This window comes from Corynebacterium mendelii (genome assembly GCF_017307055.1).
In the GTDB taxonomy this organism is placed as follows: Bacteria; Actinomycetota; Actinomycetes; order Mycobacteriales; family Mycobacteriaceae; genus Corynebacterium; species Corynebacterium mendelii.
Map to the genome: position 1 here is coordinate 303,518 of NZ_JAFLEQ010000016.1, position 20,280 is coordinate 323,797.

The window sequence follows — 20,280 nt, forward strand, 5'->3', positions numbered from 1 at the left end:
CGGTTGAACAATTGCCGCCACCGGTCCAGGACCACCGGCGGCGGCAGGCGGGCATGACACCCGGTGAAAAAGCGGATCGGCGGCGGGGGAGAGGAAATAAACCGCCACCCCGGCCGGTGGCGGTCCGGTCGGGGTGGCGGTTTGTCACGTGCGGTTGTCCGCGCTGAACTAGTCGGCGAAAGCCTCGTCGATGAGTTTCTTCTGCTCGAACTGGTGGACCTTGGCCACACCGGTGGCAGTCGAGGACTGGGCGCGCCTGGACACCCGCTTCAGCGGCGGCATATCGGGCAGCACTTCCCGGAAGTGGACCGCCAGGAAGGGCCATGCCCCCTGGTTGGCGGGTTCTTCCTGGCACCAGCGCACCTCTGTGGCGTTGGGGAAGCAGTCGAAGGCTTCCTGTAGCCGGTTGTGCGGGATCGGGTGCAGCATCTCCTGGCGGATGATCGCCACATCCTCGCGGCCGTCTTTTTGGCGGCGCTTTTCCAGCTCGTAGTAGAGCTTGCCGGAGGTCAGCAGGATGGTGGTGACCTTGTCGCAGTCGCCGGTCCTGTTGCCGTCCCGGTCAACCAGGCGGGGATCGTTGATCACCGACTGGAACTTGGTGACCTTGGTGAAGTCCTCCACCGAGGAGACCGCATCCTTGTTGCGCAGCATTGACTTCGGGGTGAACACCACCAGCGGGCGTTTCAGATCCCCCAGCGCATGACGGCGCAGCAGGTGGAAGTGGTTGGCCGGTGTTGACGGGTGTGCCACGGTCATCGAGCCTTCGGCACACAGCTGCAGGTAGCGTTCGATACGCGCCGAGGAGTGGTCCGGCCCCATGCCCTCGTAGCCGTGGGGCAGCAGCAAAATGACTTTGGTCAGCTGGCCCCACTTCGCCTCGCCGGAGCACAGGTACTCGTCGATGATGGTCTGGGCGCCGTTGGCGAAGTCACCGAACTGTGCCTCCCAGGCAACAACCGCATCCAGGTTTCCGACCGAGTAGCCGTATTCGAAGCCCATGCCGGCGTATTCGGTCAAAGCCGAGTTGTAGACCAGGAACTTGCCGTCGCCTTTTTCGCGGGCCAGTTCATCCAGCGGGTTGAATTCGGCGGAGGTTTCGTGGTCGATCAGGACCGCATGGCGCTGGGTGAATGTGCCGCGGCGGGAATCCTCGCCGGCCAGGCGCACGAGTTTTCCGGAGTTGGCCAGAGATCCGAAAGCGATCAGTTCACCGAAGCCCCAGTCGATGCCGCCGTCACGCACTGCTTTGGCGCGTTTGTCGGCCACCGGCTTGACACGCGGGTGGATATTGAACCCTTCCGGCAGGTGCCCGTAGGCCTCGCCGATCTCGACGAGTTCCTCGCGGGTGATGGAGGTATCCATCCCATGCGGCAGCGGTTGGGCGATCTGGATGCCCTCCTGCGCTTTGGCGGACTGTTTCTCGGCCTTTTTCACCTCGTTGAACACGGTTTCCATCTGGTCGTGGAAGTCACGTGCCACAGCGTCGGCGTCAGCCTCGGACAGCTCGCCGCGGCCAACCAGGTCGGCGCAGTACTTCTCGCGGGTGGAATCCTTGTTGTCGATGATGTCGTACATCTGCGGCTGCGTCATCGACGGGTCGTCGGCTTCGTTGTGGCCGCGCTTGCGGTAGCAGACCAGGTCGATGAAGACATCCTTGCCGAAGCGGCGGCGGTATTCGGTGGCCATGCGGCCAACCCACACCACAGCCTCCGGGTCATCGCCGTTGACGTGGAAGACCGGGCAGCCGTAGGCCTTGGCGATGTCGGTGGCGTAGTGGGAGGAGCGTCCCGAATCCGGGGTGGTGGTGAAACCGATCTGGTTGTTGACCACAATGTGGATGGTGCCGCCGACGGTGTAGCCGCGCAGCTGCGCCAGGTTGATGGTCTCCGGGACGATACCCAGTCCCGCGAAAGCCGCATCACCGTGCAACAGCATCGGGACGACGGTGAACCCGTCCTCGCCTTTGTCGAGAATGTCCTGCTTGGCGCGGGCGATACCTTCCATGACGGGGTTGACCGCCTCCAGGTGGGAGGGGTTGGCCGTCAGGGTGATCTTGATCTCGCCGTCGCCGAACATCTGCAGATGCTGGCCTTCGGCACCCAGGTGGTATTTCACATCCCCCGAGCCGCCGGCCTGGGCGGGGTCGATATTGCCCTCGAACTCGTTGAACAGGGTGTGCAGCGGCTTGCCGACGATATTGGCCAGCACATTGAGCCGACCCCGGTGCGGCATGGCGATGACCACTTCGTCCAGTCCCTGGCCTGCGGCGGTGTCGATGGCCGCATCCATCAGCGGGATGAGTGATTCCGCGCCCTCGAGGGAGAAACGCTTCTGGCCGACGTATTTGGTCTGCAGGAAGTTCTCGAAAGCCTCGGCGGCGTTGAGTTTCTGCAGAATGTATTTCTGCTCGGCATTGGTGGGCTTGTCGATGCCCGCTTCCAGCCGGTCCTGCAGCCAGGTGCGCTCATCCCGGTCCAGAATGTGGGTGTATTCGCTGCCCACTTTCAGGGTGTAGGCGCGACGGAGGGTCGACAGCACTTCGCGCAGGGTCATGGTTTCCCGGCCGGCGAACCCGCCGACGTGGAAGGTACGGTCCAAGTCCCACAGCGTCAGCCCGTGCGATTCGATGTCCAGATCCCGGTGGTCGGGAACCGGCATACCGGGCTGCTGCCAGTGCAGCGGGTTGGTATCGGCAATCAGGTGGCCGCGGGAACGGTAGGCCTCGATCAGCTGCATGACGCGGGTGTTTTTGTCCACCCCCGTGTTGGGCAGATCCTGGGTCCAGCGCATCGGGGTGTATGGGACGTGCATGTCGGTGAAAATGTCGTCCCAGAAAGCGTCATCGACCAGCAGACGCGACATGGTGCGCAGGAATTCACCGGATTCGGCACCCTGGATCACCCGGTGGTCGTAGGTGGAGGTAATCGTCACCAGTTTGCCGACACCCAGTTCGGCCAGCCGGTCCTCGGAGGCGCCGGCGAATTCCGCCGGGTAGTCCATGGAGCCGACACCGATGATCGCGCCCTGGCCCTTGGTGAGCCGGGGCACCGAATGCCGGGTGCCGATGCCGCCCGGGTTGGTCAGCGTAATGGTCACACCGGCGAAGTCTTTGCCGGTCAGTTTGCCGTTGCGGCCCCGGTTGACGATGTCTTCGTAGGCGTCGACGAAGTCGACGAAGCTTTTGTTCTCGCATTCGCGGATCGCGGCAACCACCAGGGCGCGGGCGCCGTCTTTTTGCGGCAGGTCAATGGCCAGGCCCAGGTTGATGTGCTCGGGAACCACCAGGGTGGGTTTGCCGTCGACAATGTCGTAGGCGTTGTTCATGTCCGGGTGCGCCATGACCGCTTTGACCATCGCGTAGCCGATGATGTGGGTGAAAGAAATCTTTCCGCCCCGGGTACGGGCCAGCTGGTCGTTGACCATGGACCGGTTTTCGAACATCAGCCTGGCCGGCATATCGCGCACCGAGGTCGCGGTGGGGACCTCGAGGGAGATGTCCATGTTTTTCGCGATCGCTTTGGCAATCCCGGTCAGCGGGGTTTTCCCGGCTTCCGGAAGGGAGGCCGCCGCCGCCTTATCCATCGGGGAGGGGGCTTTCTTCCGGGCTGGTTTCACCTGCGGATCGGGGGCTTTGCCGCGGCCTTTGTCGGCTGCGGAAGCATTCTTGTGGCGGGTGTTGGCGTTTTCGTGGATACCGTCGGCAGCCCCTGTGTGGTGGGCTTTTTCGGCTGTTTTTCCACTGCTTCGGGGGGTGTCGTGTTCGATGCCCAGGCCTTTGTCCGGGCCGGTGGGGGTGGACGCGGCCCGGGACGTGGCCGCGCTGCCGGACGACGATTGTTTCTGGCCGGAACCGGATACACCATCACCGGCGGTGTCGGGTTTCCCGTTGCCGTCGAAATAATCCCGCCACTCCCGGTCAACGGAAGAGGGGTCGTCGGTGTACTGCTGGAACATCTGGTCCACCAGCCACGTGTTCTGGCCGAAAGTACTGTCGTTGCTCACGGCAGGTGCTCGCCTCGTTTCTGTGCGTGAAAAATTTGTGGGTGCGCCTTTTTATTGACCGGGACTGTGTGTCATCCCCGGCTGTCGGGGTGACGGCAGGGTATGCCGTGCACGCACCGTCAGGGGCGTCACATGCCGGGCGCGGATGATGTGTGAAAAAACACCGTCTCCGCCTGTCGGTCATATCACGCCACTCCCCCCAGAATAACTGTTTCGGCGCGTCGGCGCCGGACATCGGTCAGGCCGGTGGCCGCACCCGCCCGGCCGACGGTTGAAAGCGGTGGGAGTGACCGTGGCAGGGGCCATGTGACCTGCCCTGATATACCGCGACTGTGATGTGGGACAGGTCTGTGGCCCCGGCGCGGCATTTCACACAGTCACCGGGTCCGGCCACACCCGAAGGCCACCCCGAAACGGTCAGTGGCACCCAGGCTACGGGTGTGTTCACGCGCGGCTGTGGGGCACCGGCCCACGCCCCTGAAGTGTCCCCGGCGCCGGTGCGCCGCCCCCGTCCCGGGGTGGGAGCCGACCGTAACCGGCGGTGCGGGCGGAAAAGCCGCCGGGCGGTTTTTTCAGCGCTCTACCCGCGGGTCGGTTGTGTGGGCGTTGACCAGACGGGCATAGGCCCCGCCCGCGTTGACGAGACTGTCGTGGGTGCCGTCCTCGATGATCCGGCCGTCGTCGATGACCAGGATTCTTCCGGCGCGGGCGGCGGTGGCCAGCCGGTGGGCGACAATGAACGAGGTCCGGCCCTCGGTGATCCGCGCCGAGGCGGCGAGCATGATTTTTTCCGTCGCCGGATCCAGGGTGGCTGTCGCCTCGTCGTAGATCATCAGCTTCGGTTCAATCAGTTCGGCGCGGGCCAGGGCCACCAGCTGCCGCTGCCCGGAGGCCAGGCCTTTGCCGCCTTCCCCGACCTCGGCGTTGAAGCATCCCGGGATGGCGGCAATGACATCCAGGGCACCGACCCTGGCCGCGGCAGCAATGATCTCCTGCTTTGTGGCACCGGGTTTGCCGTAGGCGATATTGGAGGCGATGGTTCCGGCGAACAGGTGCGCTTCCTGCGGTACGGTTCCCACCGCCGCCCGCCAGTCCGCCGAATCGAGGGTGGCGATGTCACATCCCCCGGCCCGGATGGCACCGGAATCCGGGCGGTAGTAGGAGCCGAGCAGTTTGACGATGGTGGATTTACCGGAACCGGTGGCCCCGACCAGGGCCACCGACTGCCCGGACGGCACCGAAAGATTGATGTGTTTGAGCACCGGCGTGCCGGACCGGCCCGGCGGGGTGGTGCCGCGGGCGGGCCGTTGGCTCTCTGCCGCCGGGGCCGTGGGGGCGGTGGGGTAGGAGAAAACAACATCATCGAAGACGATCTCACCTGCCGCCAGGGCTTGGGTCCGGCGTGCGGCCCCATCAGGGTCGGTGGTATCCGGGGTGGTGTGGCCCCCGAGGCACGCCACCGCCGGTGTGGTGGCCAGCAGATCACCTATCCTGCCGATACCGACGGCGGCCTGCCGGTAGCTGTCGTAGATTTGCGCCAGCTGGCGCACCGGGCCGAACAGTTTTCCCATCAGCAGCAGGAAAGCCACCAGCACACCGGCACTGATGCGGCCGTCGGTGACAAGCCCCGCCCCCAGGCCGACCACGATCGCCTGGGTGATCTCACCGATGGCGATAATGCCCGGGAAATACAGTGCCACCGCCGCCTGGCCGGTGATCCGCAAACGCCGGTAGCGGTCGGCTTCGGCCGCGAAATCGGCGGCTACCTGCTGTTGCATGCCGTGCATCTGGGTGGTGCGAAGAGCCGCCACCGACTCCTGGAAGGTGGAGTTGACGGCGGTGATGGCACCGCGGGCCGCGGTGTAGGTGCGGCGGGATATCCGGGTAAACACCCAACTGGCGGCCACCACCACCGGGATGGCGGCGAAAGCCACACCGGTCAAGGCCGCCGAGGTGGTGCCCATCATCACCGCCACGCCGCCGACGGTGGCCACCGCCACCACCGTCTGCACCAGGCCGGTGCTGATAAACGAGTTCAGGGCATCAATGTCGGTGGTCATCCGGGTCATGATTGCCCCGGCACGGGTGGTTTCGTAGAAGGGCAGATCCAGGTTCTGCAGATGCGCGAAACAGCGCACCCGCAACCGGTAGAGCACCCGCTCGCCGGCCCGGCTGATCACGATCTGCCTGAGCATGTCGATCACCGTGGCGATGACCACCACCACGGCACCGGCGGCGGCGGCGACCATGATCGCCCGGGGGTGGCCGGCCACCACACCCTCATCGATGGCGTGCCCGACCAGCCAGGGGAACGCCAAATCCCCGGCAACCCCCGCCACCAGCAGCAGCAGCGCCAGGGCCAGCAGGCCGCGCACCGACCACACCAGCCGCGGGAAGGAAAACACACCCCGGTCCCGGATGTCGTCGGTGACATCGATACCGGGGGTTTCGGTGGCCGCGGGCAGACGGGCCACCCGTTGCAGCAGTTCCCGGGTGGCCGGGACCGCGGAACTTCCCGGTGGTTTGTGCGCGCCCATGCCGCCGGTGCGGGTCACTGCCGCGCGCCGTGCCCCGGCGGAAAACCGGGCTGCCGGATCAGTGTGGGCCACCGGCGGAAACAGCGCCGCGATATCGTGCCCGCCGGCCGGGGCGGCCGGCGGCACGGCGGCGGGGACACCGGTGTGGTGCCCGCGGCCGAAATCGTCGTCCATGAGGGTGGTGAAGGCCTCCACCCCGGCCATCTCGTCAAGGCTTCCGGTGGCCACCACGTGACCGGCGTCAACCAGCACAATGGTGTCGGCCAGCTCAACGGTGCTGTGCCGGTGGGCCACGGCGATGATGGTGGTGTGCGCCAGTTCGGTCGTGATGCGGGTGTGGATGGTTTTTTCCGTGACCGCGTCAATGGCGGAGGTCGCATCATCGAGCACCAGCACCGCCGGTTTCCCGGCAATCGCCCGGGCCAGGGCCAGACGCTGGCGCTGCCCGCCGGACAGTGACAGTCCTTTTTCCCCCACAGTGGCATCCAACCCGCCGTCCAGCCCGGCGATGAATTCGTCGGCGCAGGCGATGTGTGCCGCCCACCGGATGGTGTCCTCCTCCAGTCCGCGGCCCATGTCGATGTTGTCGCGCACACTGGCCGAATAGATGAATGCCTCATCCGGGCACACGCACACGGCCTGTCTGACCTTGTCGCAACCGAGCTGCCTGTAGCCGACCCGTGAGTGTGTTCCCCGCAGCGCCAGGCTTCCCGAATCGGGATCGTAGAAACGGGCCGCAAGTGCGCACAGCATGGTTTTCCCGGCCCCGGTCGGGCCGACCAGCACGGTGGTGGTTTGCGCTTCGGCGGAAAAATCGAGCCCGTCCACTATGCGGTGTCCCCGGTCGGTGAAGGTGACATTGTTGATCTCCAGGCCCAGCGGACCGGCGGGGATATCGGCCGGGTGCTCCGGCTGCGGCAGGCTGGGGGTCAACGCGGTGACTTCACTGACCCGGGACACCGATGACAGGCCCGACTGGATGCGCACCATGGTTGCCGCCACCATGCGGGTGACCAGTGTCAGGGTCGAGAGGTAGGCGGTGAAGGCGACGAAGGTGCCGATGGTGATGCTGCCGCTCAAAGCCAGATAGCCGCCGACAGCCACATTGGCCACCTGTGCCACATCGGGAATGTGGGTGACCAGCGGCTGGATGCGGGCGGTGATGGTGGCGGCCCGCATTTTCTCGGCGAACAGCTCCCGGGCGAGTTGTTCGACCCGGGCTACCTCGGTGCGCTCCTGGGCGAAGGCTTTGACCACCCGCACCCCGGTGACCGTTTCCTCCACCCGGGTGGCCACATCGGCGCCTTTCTGCTGCGCCGACCAGTTGGCGGCAAACAGGCTGCGGCCCCGCGCCCCGGCGGCGATGACCACCAGCGGCAGGAACGCGACGGCCACCAGCGCCAACGGCGGCGACAGATAAAACATCACCGCCACAGTCACCAGGAGGGTGAGCAGGTTTTCCGTGGTCAACGGCAAAATCGCGATGAGACCCTGGACAGTTGTCACATCCGAGATCGACCGGCTGACCACTTGCCCGGCGCGCAGCGTATCCATGCCCGGTCCGTCCAGGCGCTGCAGTGATGCCAGCAGTGACAGGCGCAGCCGGTGCTGGGCGTCAAGGGACAGCCGTCCGGCCATATACCGGCGGAGGAAAGAAAAACCGAAGCGGCACACAGCCACCGTGATCAGGCAGGTGACCACCGCCGGCAGCGGGTCCATCCAGAAAAACACCCGTGTCGCCGGGGAGGAATCGGCCTGGCCGACAGCCAGATTCACCGCATCCCTGGTCACCAGCGGAATAAGGGTGGTCAACACCGTGGTCACCACGGTGGCCAGCCCGGCCAACCCGGCCTGGACCGGGGTGGCCAGCACCATCCGGTTCAACTGCCGGAGGCTGGCCAGCGTCGACAGGCCCCGGGACTGCGGGGCGGTGCCGGTGGGAGCTGCCGTGGCTATGGTGCTGTCACTTCCTTGTGAAAAAATGCCCTGGTGCGTTCACGCCGCCGCGCGGGGGCGCCGGCCGCCGTTTCGCGGGGAAGAGCAAGCCCCGCTTTTCTACGCGTTGCTGTCGGTGCCGTCATCGGCGTCGTCGGTGACGGCGGTGGTGCGGGCTTTGGCCTGCAGGTCACTGACCACCTGCGGGGTGTCGGGCACAGTGTCCGGGGCGGGGGTGGAAAAAGCCTCCGGCAGCGGGCCGAGGGACGAGGTGGCGTGCTCGGCGACTTTCCCGGCCAGGGAACGCGATGTCGACCAGCCGATGACGGCACCGATGCCGAAGGGCACCAGTTTGCCCAGTGAGGCGGGAAGGATTTTTTTCGCGATTGTTTTGCCCGCCGTGCGGGTCAGGCGGGAGTTCAGTTCGTTCAGTTTCGCCGGAGCCAGTTTGCTGATCGCCGTCACCGCCGAGGTTGCGGAACCCGTGGAGCCGTCGGCCGACAGGTCCCCGACGAAAGCATCGACGACAGCTGTTCCCCGGGAGCCGAGCACTATCAGCAGTATCAGGGCGCGGCGGCGCTCCGGGTCGGAGATATCGGCCCCCCGCAGATAGGCGGACGCCAGGGTGTAGAGGGTGGCGGCCTCCAAAAACAGCACTGATTCCGCGCCGATGGCGGCAGTGCCGATGGCCAGCCCAACGCCGGGGACCGCGGCGGCGAGACCGGCCGCCCCGCCGGAGGACGAGGCGATCAAACGGAAATAGTCGGTGAGCCGTTTCTGCAGCTGCTCCGGGGTGTCGTCGGGGTGTTTCGCCCGCACCCAGTCGACGTAGCCGGTCACCGTCGATGACTGCATGCCGGCTGCTTTGTCGAGCGCGTTGATCAAAATCCGGCCGACGAAACCGGCGTTGTCGGTCAACTCCCGGTGGTTGGCGCCCAAAGCCTCACGGATCGCGCCCTGCACCGAGTCATCGAGCTTGTCGCGGCGGTCGGCTGCCGCGCCGTCCCACAGCCCGGGGGTTGCCTCGCCGGTGGACAACACGTCGGTGACTTTGTCTTTGACCACTTCACCGGCAATGCTGACGGTGCGGCTGACCCGGGCGAAAGCCGACAGGCCCTCATCACTGGGGTGTGTGCCGCTGTCGCTGCCGGCCCCCGCATCCGGGTCGGGGGTGCTGGTGCGCTTGTCGTCTCGTGCGCCGTCGCGGTCGAAACGGTCACTGATGGCAGAGGGCAGACGGGAGAAAATATCCATGGGTGACGGTGCAGACGCTTTCTTGTGTTCGCGGACGAAAAATACGTTGTTTCGCCGCACATACCGCGGGTATGCGGCGGCTATGCGGGGTGACAGCCTATCAACTCTACACGCTGCGCGCCCAGCGGCACTGTCGTCGGTGCGTGGCGCGGGCAGTGCCCTATGGTGGGTGGTGGGCCACACCGCCCCCATCGGCGGCGGGGCGGGCCGCGCCCGCGGCACACCCGCGGGCGGGATCTGATTTTTCCGACTGATGAGGACACACGCGCCGTGACTTTTCAACTGCACCCGGTGTTCAGGCACGTTATCGGCGACTACGGCTGGCTTGAACCCTGTCTGGTCCCCGGACCGGACAGTGCGGTGCTTACCGTCGGTGAGCTTGCCCGGCCGGGGACAATCGATGCCTGTCTGGCAGCTGCCGCGGCCCGCTTCCCCATGGGAAACCGGCGTTTCGAAGCCCAGGTGTGGTGGTTTTCGGCCATAAACTCCCTGGTGGTGCCCGCCGTGGACGCCATGGTGGAATACAGCGCCGCGGCCAGCCTCGACATCGGCTGCGGGCAGCTTTTTGTCCGCCACACCAGCAGCGGATCCGGCCAGGCGGAGCAGCCCTACTACTGGATGGGTTTCACTCCCCGGGTCGACGACGGTGCCGACGGTGATGATCCCGCCGTGTGGCACCGGGCCGGCCGGGAGCTGGCCGCAAGTCTGGGGCCGCTGGTGGAGTGCCTGTGCGAGCATGCCGGGCTGCGGCCCGGGCCATTGTGGGCGATTGTCGGTGACGGATTGAGCGGGGCGGCGGCTGCCGCCGGAAACCATGCTTTCGACCCTTACCGGGGGGTGCATGTGGGCCTGGAACTCAACCGCGGCCTGGCCGACGGTGTGGGCGGATCGGTTGTCCTGCCGCCGCCGCGGTTTATCGACGTCTGTGACGGGGTGATCCGGGCAACCGACACCGCCGCCGCCGAGAAGGGGGTGGACTCGCCGGATGTGCATACCGCGATCAGACGCAACTCCTGCTGCATGATCTACCACAACCCGTCGTCGGACAAATGCGTCAGCTGCCCGAAAAAGACCCCGGCGGAGAAAGACCGTGATCTTCTCGCCTACGTCAGCTCGATGGAGCCGTAGGGCGGATACTGTGCCGTTGCGGGCGTAAAAAAAGGGGCGGGTCCCGCCGTGCCCGCGCCCCGGGGCGGAAGGGGGGTGATTGTTTTTTTAACCGCCTGCGGCTTGCACGCCCCACCGGCTGCCCGTGCCGCCTACAGTGGGGGCGCGGGGCAGTGAAGGCACCAATGAACACACCGCGACCGCTTGCCCGCCCTGCCGTGGGTTCGTGGGCGGGCCGGTTTCCCATCCATCCACCGTAAGGTCAAGGTTAGAACTTGTGAGTTTTTTCGAGGATCTCGCCAGCGTTCTGGACGAGCACAACATTGAGCAGCGCATCACTGAAGCAGTGATGCACATCCCGGTGTCCGGGAACCTGGATTTACGGATCACCGTCGACAATGAGGTGCTGCCGGCGGCGAATATCAGGCTGCACTGCCTGACCGACGACGGCGACGATGATCTGCCGCCGAAACTGTTGGCGGTGGTGTTTTCGGTGTCCGCCGCCGTCGACGCGATCGTCGGTTTCCTGGAGACCGCCGACGCCATGGAATTTATCGACCAGTTGATCGACGATCCGCTGGGGCGGATCAGTGAACTGGATTTCACCGGCACCGACACCGGTATCCCGGTGGCCTACGCGCCGGTGGGCGACAGCTCCCAGATCATGGTCGAGATCACCCGCGACGCCGACGGGGTGTCGGTGGCTGAGGTGGCTATGGTGGTCTGCCCGCAGCAGCTCACCGAAGCTCTCGCGGATATCGACGATGCCATGGACACCGGCAGCCACGATGAGCGGCTGGCGGTGATCAGGCAAAACATTTTCGATGACCTCACCGGGGCCGGAACCGGCCTGGGGGAGGGCACTTTTTTGTCCCTGGGCAGCTACACCAATTTCGACCGGCTGATGAAAGTGCTGCCGTTCATCGCCTCCCATGCGGCCGGGTGGGAACAGGAACTCGTTGCCAGTGATTCCCCCGCCCAGTATTCCGGCATCCCGCAGGATGTGCTGGCCCACCTTCTGGGGCTGGGGGACTGACAGCAGATCATGCCGCCTGCGGCGGGGCGGTGAAAAGCTCCGCGGGGGAGGCGACGGGGGAAAAATCCGCGTCGACCAGATAACAGTAGGTCGGGTCGGTCCGCCCCATGATTTCATGCACCGTCGACGGGGCGTTGTGCCCTGTCACAGTGGTCATCCAGGCATCCGCTATCCGCCGGTCGACCGGTTGCCCCTGTGTGCCGGTGATGGTGGCGACAATGAGATAGGCCGGGATGCGTCCGGTCATCTCCCGCACGGTGCGGCGCACAAACCCGCCGGTGCGGTACCGGGTGATGGTGATTGTCAGGGCGGGGCTGACGGTGGTGGCCGGAAGCGTGGTCGACGGTGGCCGCCACCCGGGTGTGTCACGGGCCAGGGAGCGGGGATGGGCGGCAAGCGAATGCAGTTTCGCCGCCGCCAGGCCGCCGGCGCGCCGGATGGTGTGTTCCATCCGGGCAGTGCCGCCGGCGGCCCGGTGGCGGGTGGGGCACGGGATCATCGGTGCGGTCTTTTTCATGGGGCCTGACCCTAGCGGCTGCCCGCGGGATCACCCCGGCAAAAATCGAACACATGTCTTCATTATTTTTTGCCGTGCCCGCTATGTCGGTGACGGTGCATCCACCGCACGCCCATGCGGCCGGTTTGTTGGCTGCACGGCAACCCGGTGTGCGCGCGGCGGCCCGCCGCGGCTAGGGTGCGTGAGGTGAGCAGTGGAGGAAAAAACAACCGGCGTTCCACCGACGGGGGTGGGGGCCGAATCCGTCGGCCGGGGACAGCCCGGCCCGCCGCAGAGACGATTCCGGCCGAAATCCGGGTGCTGGTGGCGGCGGCGTTCATCATTGCCGTGGGCTTCGGTCTGATTGCCCCGATCATCCCGCAGTTTGCCCGCAGTTTTGATGTGTCGATGGCTGCTGCGGGATTCGTGGTCAGTGTGTTCGCGCTGTCCCGGCTGCTGTTCGCCCCGCAGTCGGGCCGCCTGGTGGACCGGCTGGGTTCACGGAAGGTCTACATCACCGGTCTGGTCACCGTGGCCACCGCCACCGGGCTGGTGGCTGTGGCCCAGACCTACTGGCAGATTCTGCTGCTGCGCGGGATCGCCGGCATCGGTTCGACGATGTTCACCGTCTCGGCGATGGGGCTTATTGTGCGTATCGCCCCGCCGTCGATCAGGGGCCGGGCGACCAGCACCTATGCGACGGCTTTTCTTGTCGGCTCGATCATCGGTCCGGTCATCGGTGCCGCCTTGTCGGTGCTGGGTATGCGTCCGCCGTTCGCCATCTATGCGGCGGCACTGTACCTGGCGGCGGGTGTGGTGTGGAAAAAACTCAACCCGGCGACCATCTACACCTACGAGCACACCAACACTGATCCCCCGATGACCTTCCGGCAGGCTCTGTCCGACAGCGCCTACCGGGCGGCCCTGGTGGGCGGCTTCGCCAACGGGTGGGCGAACCTGGGGGTGCGCATTGCGTTGCTGCCGCTGTTTGCCGCCCACGCTTTCCACCGCGGCGGGGCTGTCGCCGGTATCGCCCTGGCGGCGTTCGCGGTCGGTAATGCCGCGGCCCTGCAGGTTTCCGGCAGGTTGGCCGACCGGATCGGGCGCAAGCCACTGGTGGTGGCCGGGTTGGTGGTCAATGCCGTGTTTACCGCGGCCATCGGGCTGACTGATTCACCGGCGGGCCTGCTGATTGTCAGTGTCGGTGCCGGTGCCGGGGCGGGTCTTTTTGTGCCCGCCCACCAGGCCACCATCGCCGATGTGATCGGCAACAAACGCTCCGGCGGGACGGTGCTGGCACGGTTCCAGATGTGCCAGGACTTCGGGGCGATCGCAGGCCCGGTGGTTGTCGGTGCCCTGGCCGACCGGTTCGGCTACGCCGCGGGTTTCGGCATCAGTGGCGTGGTTTCCCTGCTGGCGGCTGTGGTGTGGATCGTCCACGGCCGGGAAACACTGCCGGACGCTGACACCACCGGTGGGGCCGGCCCTGCCGCCGCGTCCCGGCGGTGGTGGCGCCGGGGTGCCCGGCACACCACCAACGGCCCCTGTGCCGGGGCGGTGGCCGAACCACCCCATCTTCCCGGCCACGGGCCGAAAAACTGACACCACAGAAAAACTTCTGTGCACCAAAAATCCCGGGTGGTGGTGCTCCCTGCGCCGCCAGGCGGGTGCCCGCAGGCCAGGGCACGGCAGTGACGATCACACGCGGTGGCATGCACCCCTGATTGGCCGGTGGCTGTCAGCAGCCGCCGCAGGCCAGCCACTGGCGGCACAGGTCGGTGGGCAGCATGTGCTCCAGCGCGAGCCGGAAGTTCACCGGGCAGCTTCCGGTGTGGCCGGTATAGTGCGCCCGGCCCAGCACGCAGTACTGCTGGGTGCGGGTGACATGCGGGCCGGTTTTGCGCACCGCGATGACAATCTGTGTGCCACGCTCGGCCTGGTCGATATAGGCCCCGGCAGCCGGGTCGGCGGCGGACAAACCGGGACTGGAACACCAGTTCACAAGCCGCGGGGACAGCGCATAGGTCTCCCGGTTGGCGGTGGCCACAACACCGGCGCCCTGGGTGACGGTGGCCAGAAGAAGAATCTGGTTGCGCTCGGCAAAAACGTAGTCCCCGTCACCGGTGACCGGCACCGGATGATCCCCAAAAATGGCGGGATCGGCCGCGGCCACCAGCTCCCGGGCACTGTAGTCGGCGTGCAGCCGCAGCACCCCGCCGAAACATCCCGGATCATCACTGACAGCCACCACCCCACCCAGGTGGTGGCGGCGGGTGGTCACGGCAAAAAGCTGCTCCAGCTCCTCGGCGACCAGCCGGTGGCGGGCCACCATCGCCAACGCCCGGTCAGGATCCCCCGGCCAGCCTGTGGGCTGTGGGCCGGACATATCGGGTCCGAACAGCTGGGCCAGAAACATCACCGCCAGACTGCGGTGCACGGCGGGCAGCTCATCCAGCCGTGCCCCGCTGCGGGCGATATCGGTGTAGGCCTTCGCGCGGAAAACATCACTGACGTGGATGAACCGCCGGATTCTGCCGAGTAAAAACGCCAGCTCCCCATCACCGGATACGATGTTTTCCCCCAGCAGCCCCGCCCGGGCCCGCCACACCGTCCAGCAGTCCGGCCAGGTCGACAGATCATCGGCGACAACCGGCCCGGACGGGTTGTCCAGGTAGATATCCTCGACCAGGGTGGCTGTCCGCAACACGAAATCCCGCAGCACATCAAGCTTTTTCTCGGCGACAAGACGGGCGATCCTGGCCCGAGCGGCGGCCTGGCGCTGGGGGCAGGCGGGGGCCTGAGAGTGGTGTGTCCGTGGCATGGTGTTGATTCGGGATCTTGTGGTGGTCTCCCCCGGGCATACCGGCCTGTCCCGCCGTCACCTCGGCGGTGGAAAAGCGACCGGGGGAATGAAAAACACACAGACTGTGCGTGGCATCGAGGCTACACCGGCGGCAGGCGGTCCGGCGGCGGGGGAGACCACCGGGATTTGCCGCCGATCACACATCCGCCGGGCCGCCATTGATGGCCCGGCCCGGGCTTTTGTCCGCGGCGTATTTTCTGTCGCGGGAGAGTCAGCAGCCGCAGCTCAGCCAGTCGGAGACCAAATCTGTCGGCATCGATTTGTCCAGGGTGAAGGTGTATTCGGGGCGCTCGTCGTCGGTGGTGACCACCGATTTCACTGAAATGGGGCCCAGCAGCATGAACCCGTTGCTCGACAGATTCGGCGGCCGGACCGCAGCCACCAGCCGGATGCCGAGATCCCTGTGCCGGGCAACATAGTCAGCGATCACCGGATCCGCACCCGGGACCGGTGGGTACCAGGCCATCATCCGGGGGGTGATCGCCCGGGTGTAACGCAATTTCCGCCCCTGCTCGTCGGTGGCCCGGTTCATCTGCAGGTTCGCCATGCCCAGCAGTATCCGCTCGGAGTCGAAATACACCGGTTCCTGTTTTTTGTTGCTAATGGCCACCATCTCATCGAGCGGGGCGCCCGACAGTGCACAGTAGAGCTCAATCGGCTGGTATGTCGCGTGGTAGCGCAGCATCGATGCACCCAATTCCCGGGGCAACGCAGCGAAGTGGTGTCGGTGGGTGCGTGTGGAGGCGGCCAGAAGCTGTTTGAGTTCCTGGTAAAACGCCGGGTAGCGGCGAATGGCATACAGGGCGTCCGCCAGTGAGGTATCGCCCACCGGTCCGATCGGGTTGACCCCGGCGGACGGCTGCGGGCAGGGACAGTCGATCGTCAACAGTCCCACAAGCATCCGGGCCGCGGTCAGATGCGGGGCATCCATGTCCTGGACGAAAGGACCCAGCGGATTGGCGATGCGCAGATAGCGCTGGGCACGCACCTCATCGTCGACATGCAAAAACCGGTGCGCCCTGTCAAGCAGAAACTTCTCCCCGCCGGTCGTGTCGGACGACGGCTCGGCAAGACCGGCCTGTCTGAGTCTTTCCGTCCAGCTGCACGGTGGCAGCACCTCAACTGAATCCTCGCCAAGCGGTGCGGAGCCGATATGCCCGAAAGAGCGGTAAATCATCGGCAGAGGATAAAACGACACCCGGGTGAAACTCGCCAGATCGGTGGTCCCGACCTCGGACACGCGTTCATACAAGTGGTGGTCTGTTTTCTCGTCGAAAATCATGGGTACCACTTCCTGGGTGGTTGACAAACAGCATTGGCCAGCGCCCCATGAGTCAGGGGCAACCCCTATCGCACGGGTGCAGCCGGGAAGCCATAGCTCACTCTAGCAGTTCCCGTCGGCTGCACATACAATTCCGCCGCTAGGGAAAGCTACGGCAGGGCAACCGGAATAGTCCAGGTGATCCACCCTTGAACATAGTTCAATTCGGTGATGGGGGTGTCGATGAGTAAACCGTGGCGCAGGAGTCGATATCTAACAGGAAAATCATCTCTGCTACTAAAAGGCGGTGGGTGTGATGGGGTGCCGTGGTGGGTGGGGTTCTCGCGGTAAAAAGCGGTGTCATGACGACCGGTCGATGTGCGGTCTTTCGTTGCGTTAAAACAATCGAAACCGTAGCTGGGGATGAAGGTGCTGGTGGAGCGAAAGAGTTATGTCGCTTATTTTTCCCGACGCACGGCACTATTGATGCGGCGCAATCAGGGCACTTTATCGACTAGTTCGTTTAGCTCGTGTCGTCAGGTGGGAGTGGCGGCACCAGTCTCACCTGCGTCGATGGTCGGGAGGAGTTGATTTTTTTCTCTCTCTCGGCAGCTATGTATTTCTTTCGGCAGGTTTTGGTCTAGGAACCCTAGAGGGGTAAAACACTCCAGGTGGCCCAGCTGGCCGCCGCGCCGATAAGTGGTGAAAACATTGTTTTTTATCGTCTAGGCACGCTAGGATTATGCAGTCCTTAAAAAGATGACCAGTGTGCTGCGTGATAGCGCCCGTGTTCTGCCGGTTGGCCAGTAGAGAAAAGCTCTATGGTCCATCCCGCGGAATTGGTGGCTGTTGTTATTCCACCTGGGCGTTTCACCACCGAACTGTAGTTGTTACCAGCTGCTAGCTATGTTTTTTCTGGCTAGCTCCTGGCGCTAGGGCGTATACGCTGGGTTTTTAACCCTCTGCCTCGCCTTTAGCCAAAACGCGACTGACAGTGCCAGGCACGATTGTGCTGTGGCTTTTTTATAAGGACATCTCCTTTTCTTACTCGCAGACACCGCTGCGGTTTGATGTGCTGTGCACACAAGCGTGGTGGTCAGCGACGACGAATAGGAAAAACAGGCCTAATTCTGGTGGCTTTTGCCCTGGCAGGAAGGCCTGCCCACAATTGAATAGCAAGAAAAGCTGTCACTACGAATGGCGCGACAAAACAAATCATGAGGTCGCACATACATGGGCCCGGAATTATTGGATAAACCGGGGACAGGGCGCCGCGGACATGAGAAAAAGCGCGGCGCGCGGAAGCGTCAGGGATCACGTATGGGGATTCTTCTACCACGACGTTCATTTATTCCGCCAGAACAACGGCACGTCCGCAACCGGTGGCAACCGGTGGCTTGCGGCCACACAAAATTAAAGGCTGGGCAAGCATTGCCCGAAGCCACAGGAACACACCCGGTATGGGTGCAGCGTGACACGATGCGCTGCGGTGTACGGGATTTTTACATAGATAGGGAGGCGTTTTTATGAACGCCAACAATGAACAGGGAACCAGCAGCAGCCACGGAGCAGACGACGAGATTTTGACTCTCGCCGACGTGCTCAATGCCGATGTCGACAATCAGTCCGGCAGTGAGCAGGGGAAAACGGTCGAAGAATCCGACCAGAATCCGGCGCAGGCAGATGGCTTGGGGGAGTCCGCTGCTGCTGACACCGCCGGGGAGACAGCATCTTCTACCGGGCAGTCGGCCGAAGAGGCCGCTCGTGAAACCGCCGACGAGGCAGAATCCACCGAAGACGCTCCGGTTGTTGAACAAACACCGGTTGCCGAAGAAGCACCTGTTGCTGAACAGGCGCAGGGTGAAGCGGAAGTCACCGACACCGGCGACAGCAAGAACCCTGCTGCTGCGCAAGACAAGACAGCAGCCGATGATACGACGGATGCGGACGGTCAACAGGATGACAGCGCCGCCGCCGATACCGGTTCTTCGGATAACTCCGAAACCAAAAACGAGTCGGATGATTCCGGCAAAGACAACGACGAACCGCACGGCTTCGAGGGCCTGGGCCTGCCGGACGCCGTTTTGGAAGCCGTGAAAAAGGTCGGCTACGAACAGCCCTCCGCCATTCAGGCAGCCACCATTCCCCATCTGATGGAAGGGCGCGACGTTGTTGGCCTAGCCCAGACAGGCACCGGTAAAACCGCGGCCTTCGCCCTGCCGATCCTGGCCGGTATCGACCGGTCAGTCAAAGCCCCGCAGGCACTGATCCTCGCCCCCACCCGTGAGCTGGCCCTGCAGGTCGCTGATTCCTTCCAGTCGTTTGCCGACCATCTGGGACGTATCTCTGTTCTTCCCATCTACGGCGGCCAGGCCTACGGTGTGCAGCTGTCCGGTCTGCGCCGTGGTGCCCAGATCATTGTCGGTACCCCGGGCCGGGTGATCGACCATTTGAAGAAAGGCTCGCTGGATATCTCGGGCCTGCGTTTCATGGTGCTTGACGAAGCCGACGAAATGCTCAACATGGGTTTCCAGGAAGACGTCGAACGCATCCTGGAAGACACCCCGGAGGACAAGCAGGTTGCTTTGTTCTCGGCGACGATGCCCAACGGTATCCGCCGGATTGCCCAGAACTATCTGACCAATCCGAAGGAAATCACGGTCAAGTCCACCACCAGAACCGCCACCAACATCAAGCAGCGCTACCTGTACGTGGCGCACCGCAACAAGCTTGATGCGCTGACCCGTATTCTCGAGGTCACTGAAATCGACGGCATGATCGTGTTCGTGCGCACCCGCCACGAGACCGAAGAAGTCGCTGAAAAACTGCGCGCCAGGGGATTTTCGGCAGCGGCGATCAACGGCGATATCGCCCAGAACCAGCGTGAACGCACCGTTGATTCCCTCAAGGACGGTCGTCTCGATATTCTTGTCGCCACCGATGTTGCGGCCCGTGGCCTGGATGTTGACCGTATCAGTCACGTGTTCAACTTCGATATCCCCAACGACACCGAATCCTATGTGCACCGTATCGGCCGTACCGGCCGCGCGGGACGCACCGGTGAGGCGATTTTGTTCGTCACCCCGCGTGAGCGCCGGATGCTCCGCTCGATTGAGCGGGTCACCAAAGCCACCCTGGAGGAGATGGAACTTCCCACCATCGACGAGGTCAACGAGTCACGGACCGAGAAGTTCAAGGACCAGATCACCGAGGCTCTCGAAGATCCGCGGGTGCCGCTGTTTAGGAAACTGGTCAAAGCCTACGAGGCGGAGCATGACACCCCGCTGGAAGATATTGCCGCAGCTTTGGCTGTCCAGTCACAGACCGACGGTGATTTCTTCCTCAAAGAAGAACCCCGCCGGGACCGTGACCGTGACCGCGGTGGTCGTGACCGTGACCGTGGTGGCCGTGACTTTGACCGTGGTGGCCGTGACCGCGACCGCGGTGGCCGGGACCGTGGCGGACGCGGCGGGCAGGACCGTTTCGCCGACCGTGACGATTTGAGTGTCTACCGCATCCGGGTCGGTAAACGACAGGGCGTGGGGCCGGGTGCGATTGTCGGTGCCCTGGCCAATGAAGGTGGCCTGACCAACAAAGACTTCGGACGCATAACCATCAACGGCGACCACTCCCTGGTGGAGCTTCCCAAAGACATGGACAAAGCTGTGCTGGACCGTCTGGCCGACACCCGTATCTCCGGTCAACTGATCGAGATCGAACACGCCCCCGACGCCGACATCAACGACCGTGAATTCGGCCGCGACCGCGGCCGCGGCCACGGCGGCG

At 64.5% G+C, this 20,280-nt stretch carries 10 protein-coding genes; 4 read left to right on the forward strand and 6 right to left on the reverse strand.

Features of this window, described 5'->3' with window-relative positions:
* Positions 1-168: 168 nt before the first annotated feature.
* From JZY06_RS09765 to JZY06_RS09775, 3 genes are all read right to left on the reverse strand, one after another.
* On the reverse strand, positions 169-4,005 hold the full coding sequence (locus JZY06_RS09765) for a multifunctional oxoglutarate decarboxylase/oxoglutarate dehydrogenase thiamine pyrophosphate-binding subunit/dihydrolipoyllysine-residue succinyltransferase subunit (protein ID WP_207279348.1): 3,837 nt from the start codon (positions 4,003-4,005) through the stop codon (positions 169-171).
* A gap of 572 nt (positions 4,006-4,577) precedes the next feature.
* The gene (locus tag JZY06_RS09770; protein WP_377769037.1) at positions 4,578-8,417 is read right to left on the reverse strand and encodes an ABC transporter ATP-binding protein; all 3,840 of its coding nucleotides are present in this window, start codon (positions 8,415-8,417) and stop codon (positions 4,578-4,580) included.
* 180 nt (positions 8,418-8,597) lie between these two features.
* On the reverse strand, positions 8,598-9,731 hold the full coding sequence (locus tag JZY06_RS09775) for a hypothetical protein (RefSeq protein WP_207279350.1): 1,134 nt from the start codon (positions 9,729-9,731) through the stop codon (positions 8,598-8,600).
* 270 nt (positions 9,732-10,001) lie between these two features.
* Between JZY06_RS09775 and JZY06_RS12590 the strand changes: the two genes are divergently transcribed.
* Positions 10,002-10,859: a (2Fe-2S)-binding protein gene (locus JZY06_RS12590; RefSeq protein WP_207279351.1), complete on the forward strand. Its 858-nt coding sequence runs from the start codon at positions 10,002-10,004 to the stop codon at positions 10,857-10,859.
* A 256-nt stretch (positions 10,860-11,115) separates the two neighbouring features.
* A complete protein-coding gene (locus JZY06_RS09785; RefSeq protein ID WP_207279352.1) occupies positions 11,116-11,874 on the forward strand; it encodes a hypothetical protein in 759 nt (252 codons plus the stop codon).
* Between the two features lie 7 nt (positions 11,875-11,881).
* On the opposite strand, the gene JZY06_RS09790 is transcribed toward JZY06_RS09785, so the two are convergent.
* Positions 11,882-12,391 carry a hypothetical protein gene (locus JZY06_RS09790; protein WP_207279353.1) on the reverse strand — a complete coding sequence of 170 codons (510 nt, stop codon included), beginning with the start codon at positions 12,389-12,391 and terminating at the stop codon, positions 11,882-11,884.
* 240 nt (positions 12,392-12,631) lie between these two features.
* Between JZY06_RS09790 and JZY06_RS09795 the strand changes: the two genes are divergently transcribed.
* Complete coding sequence (locus tag JZY06_RS09795; protein ID WP_330617265.1) at positions 12,632-13,972, forward strand: MFS transporter; 1,341 nt, start codon at positions 12,632-12,634, stop codon at positions 13,970-13,972.
* 136 nt (positions 13,973-14,108) lie between these two features.
* On the opposite strand, the gene JZY06_RS09800 is transcribed toward JZY06_RS09795, so the two are convergent.
* Both JZY06_RS09800 and JZY06_RS09805 read right to left on the reverse strand, forming a co-directional pair.
* Positions 14,109-15,191 (reverse strand): hypothetical protein, encoded by a 1,083-nt coding sequence (locus tag JZY06_RS09800; RefSeq protein WP_207279355.1) that lies wholly within the window; start codon positions 15,189-15,191, stop codon positions 14,109-14,111.
* A 253-nt stretch (positions 15,192-15,444) separates the two neighbouring features.
* Entirely contained in the window at positions 15,445-16,515 is a 1,071-nt protein-coding gene (locus JZY06_RS09805) for a hypothetical protein (protein WP_207279356.1), read from the reverse strand.
* 1,667 nt (positions 16,516-18,182) lie between these two features.
* Between JZY06_RS09805 and JZY06_RS09810 the strand changes: the two genes are divergently transcribed.
* Positions 18,183-20,280 (forward strand): DEAD/DEAH box helicase (locus tag JZY06_RS09810; protein WP_456236881.1); only part of this gene is annotated, 2,098 nt, incomplete at its 3' end.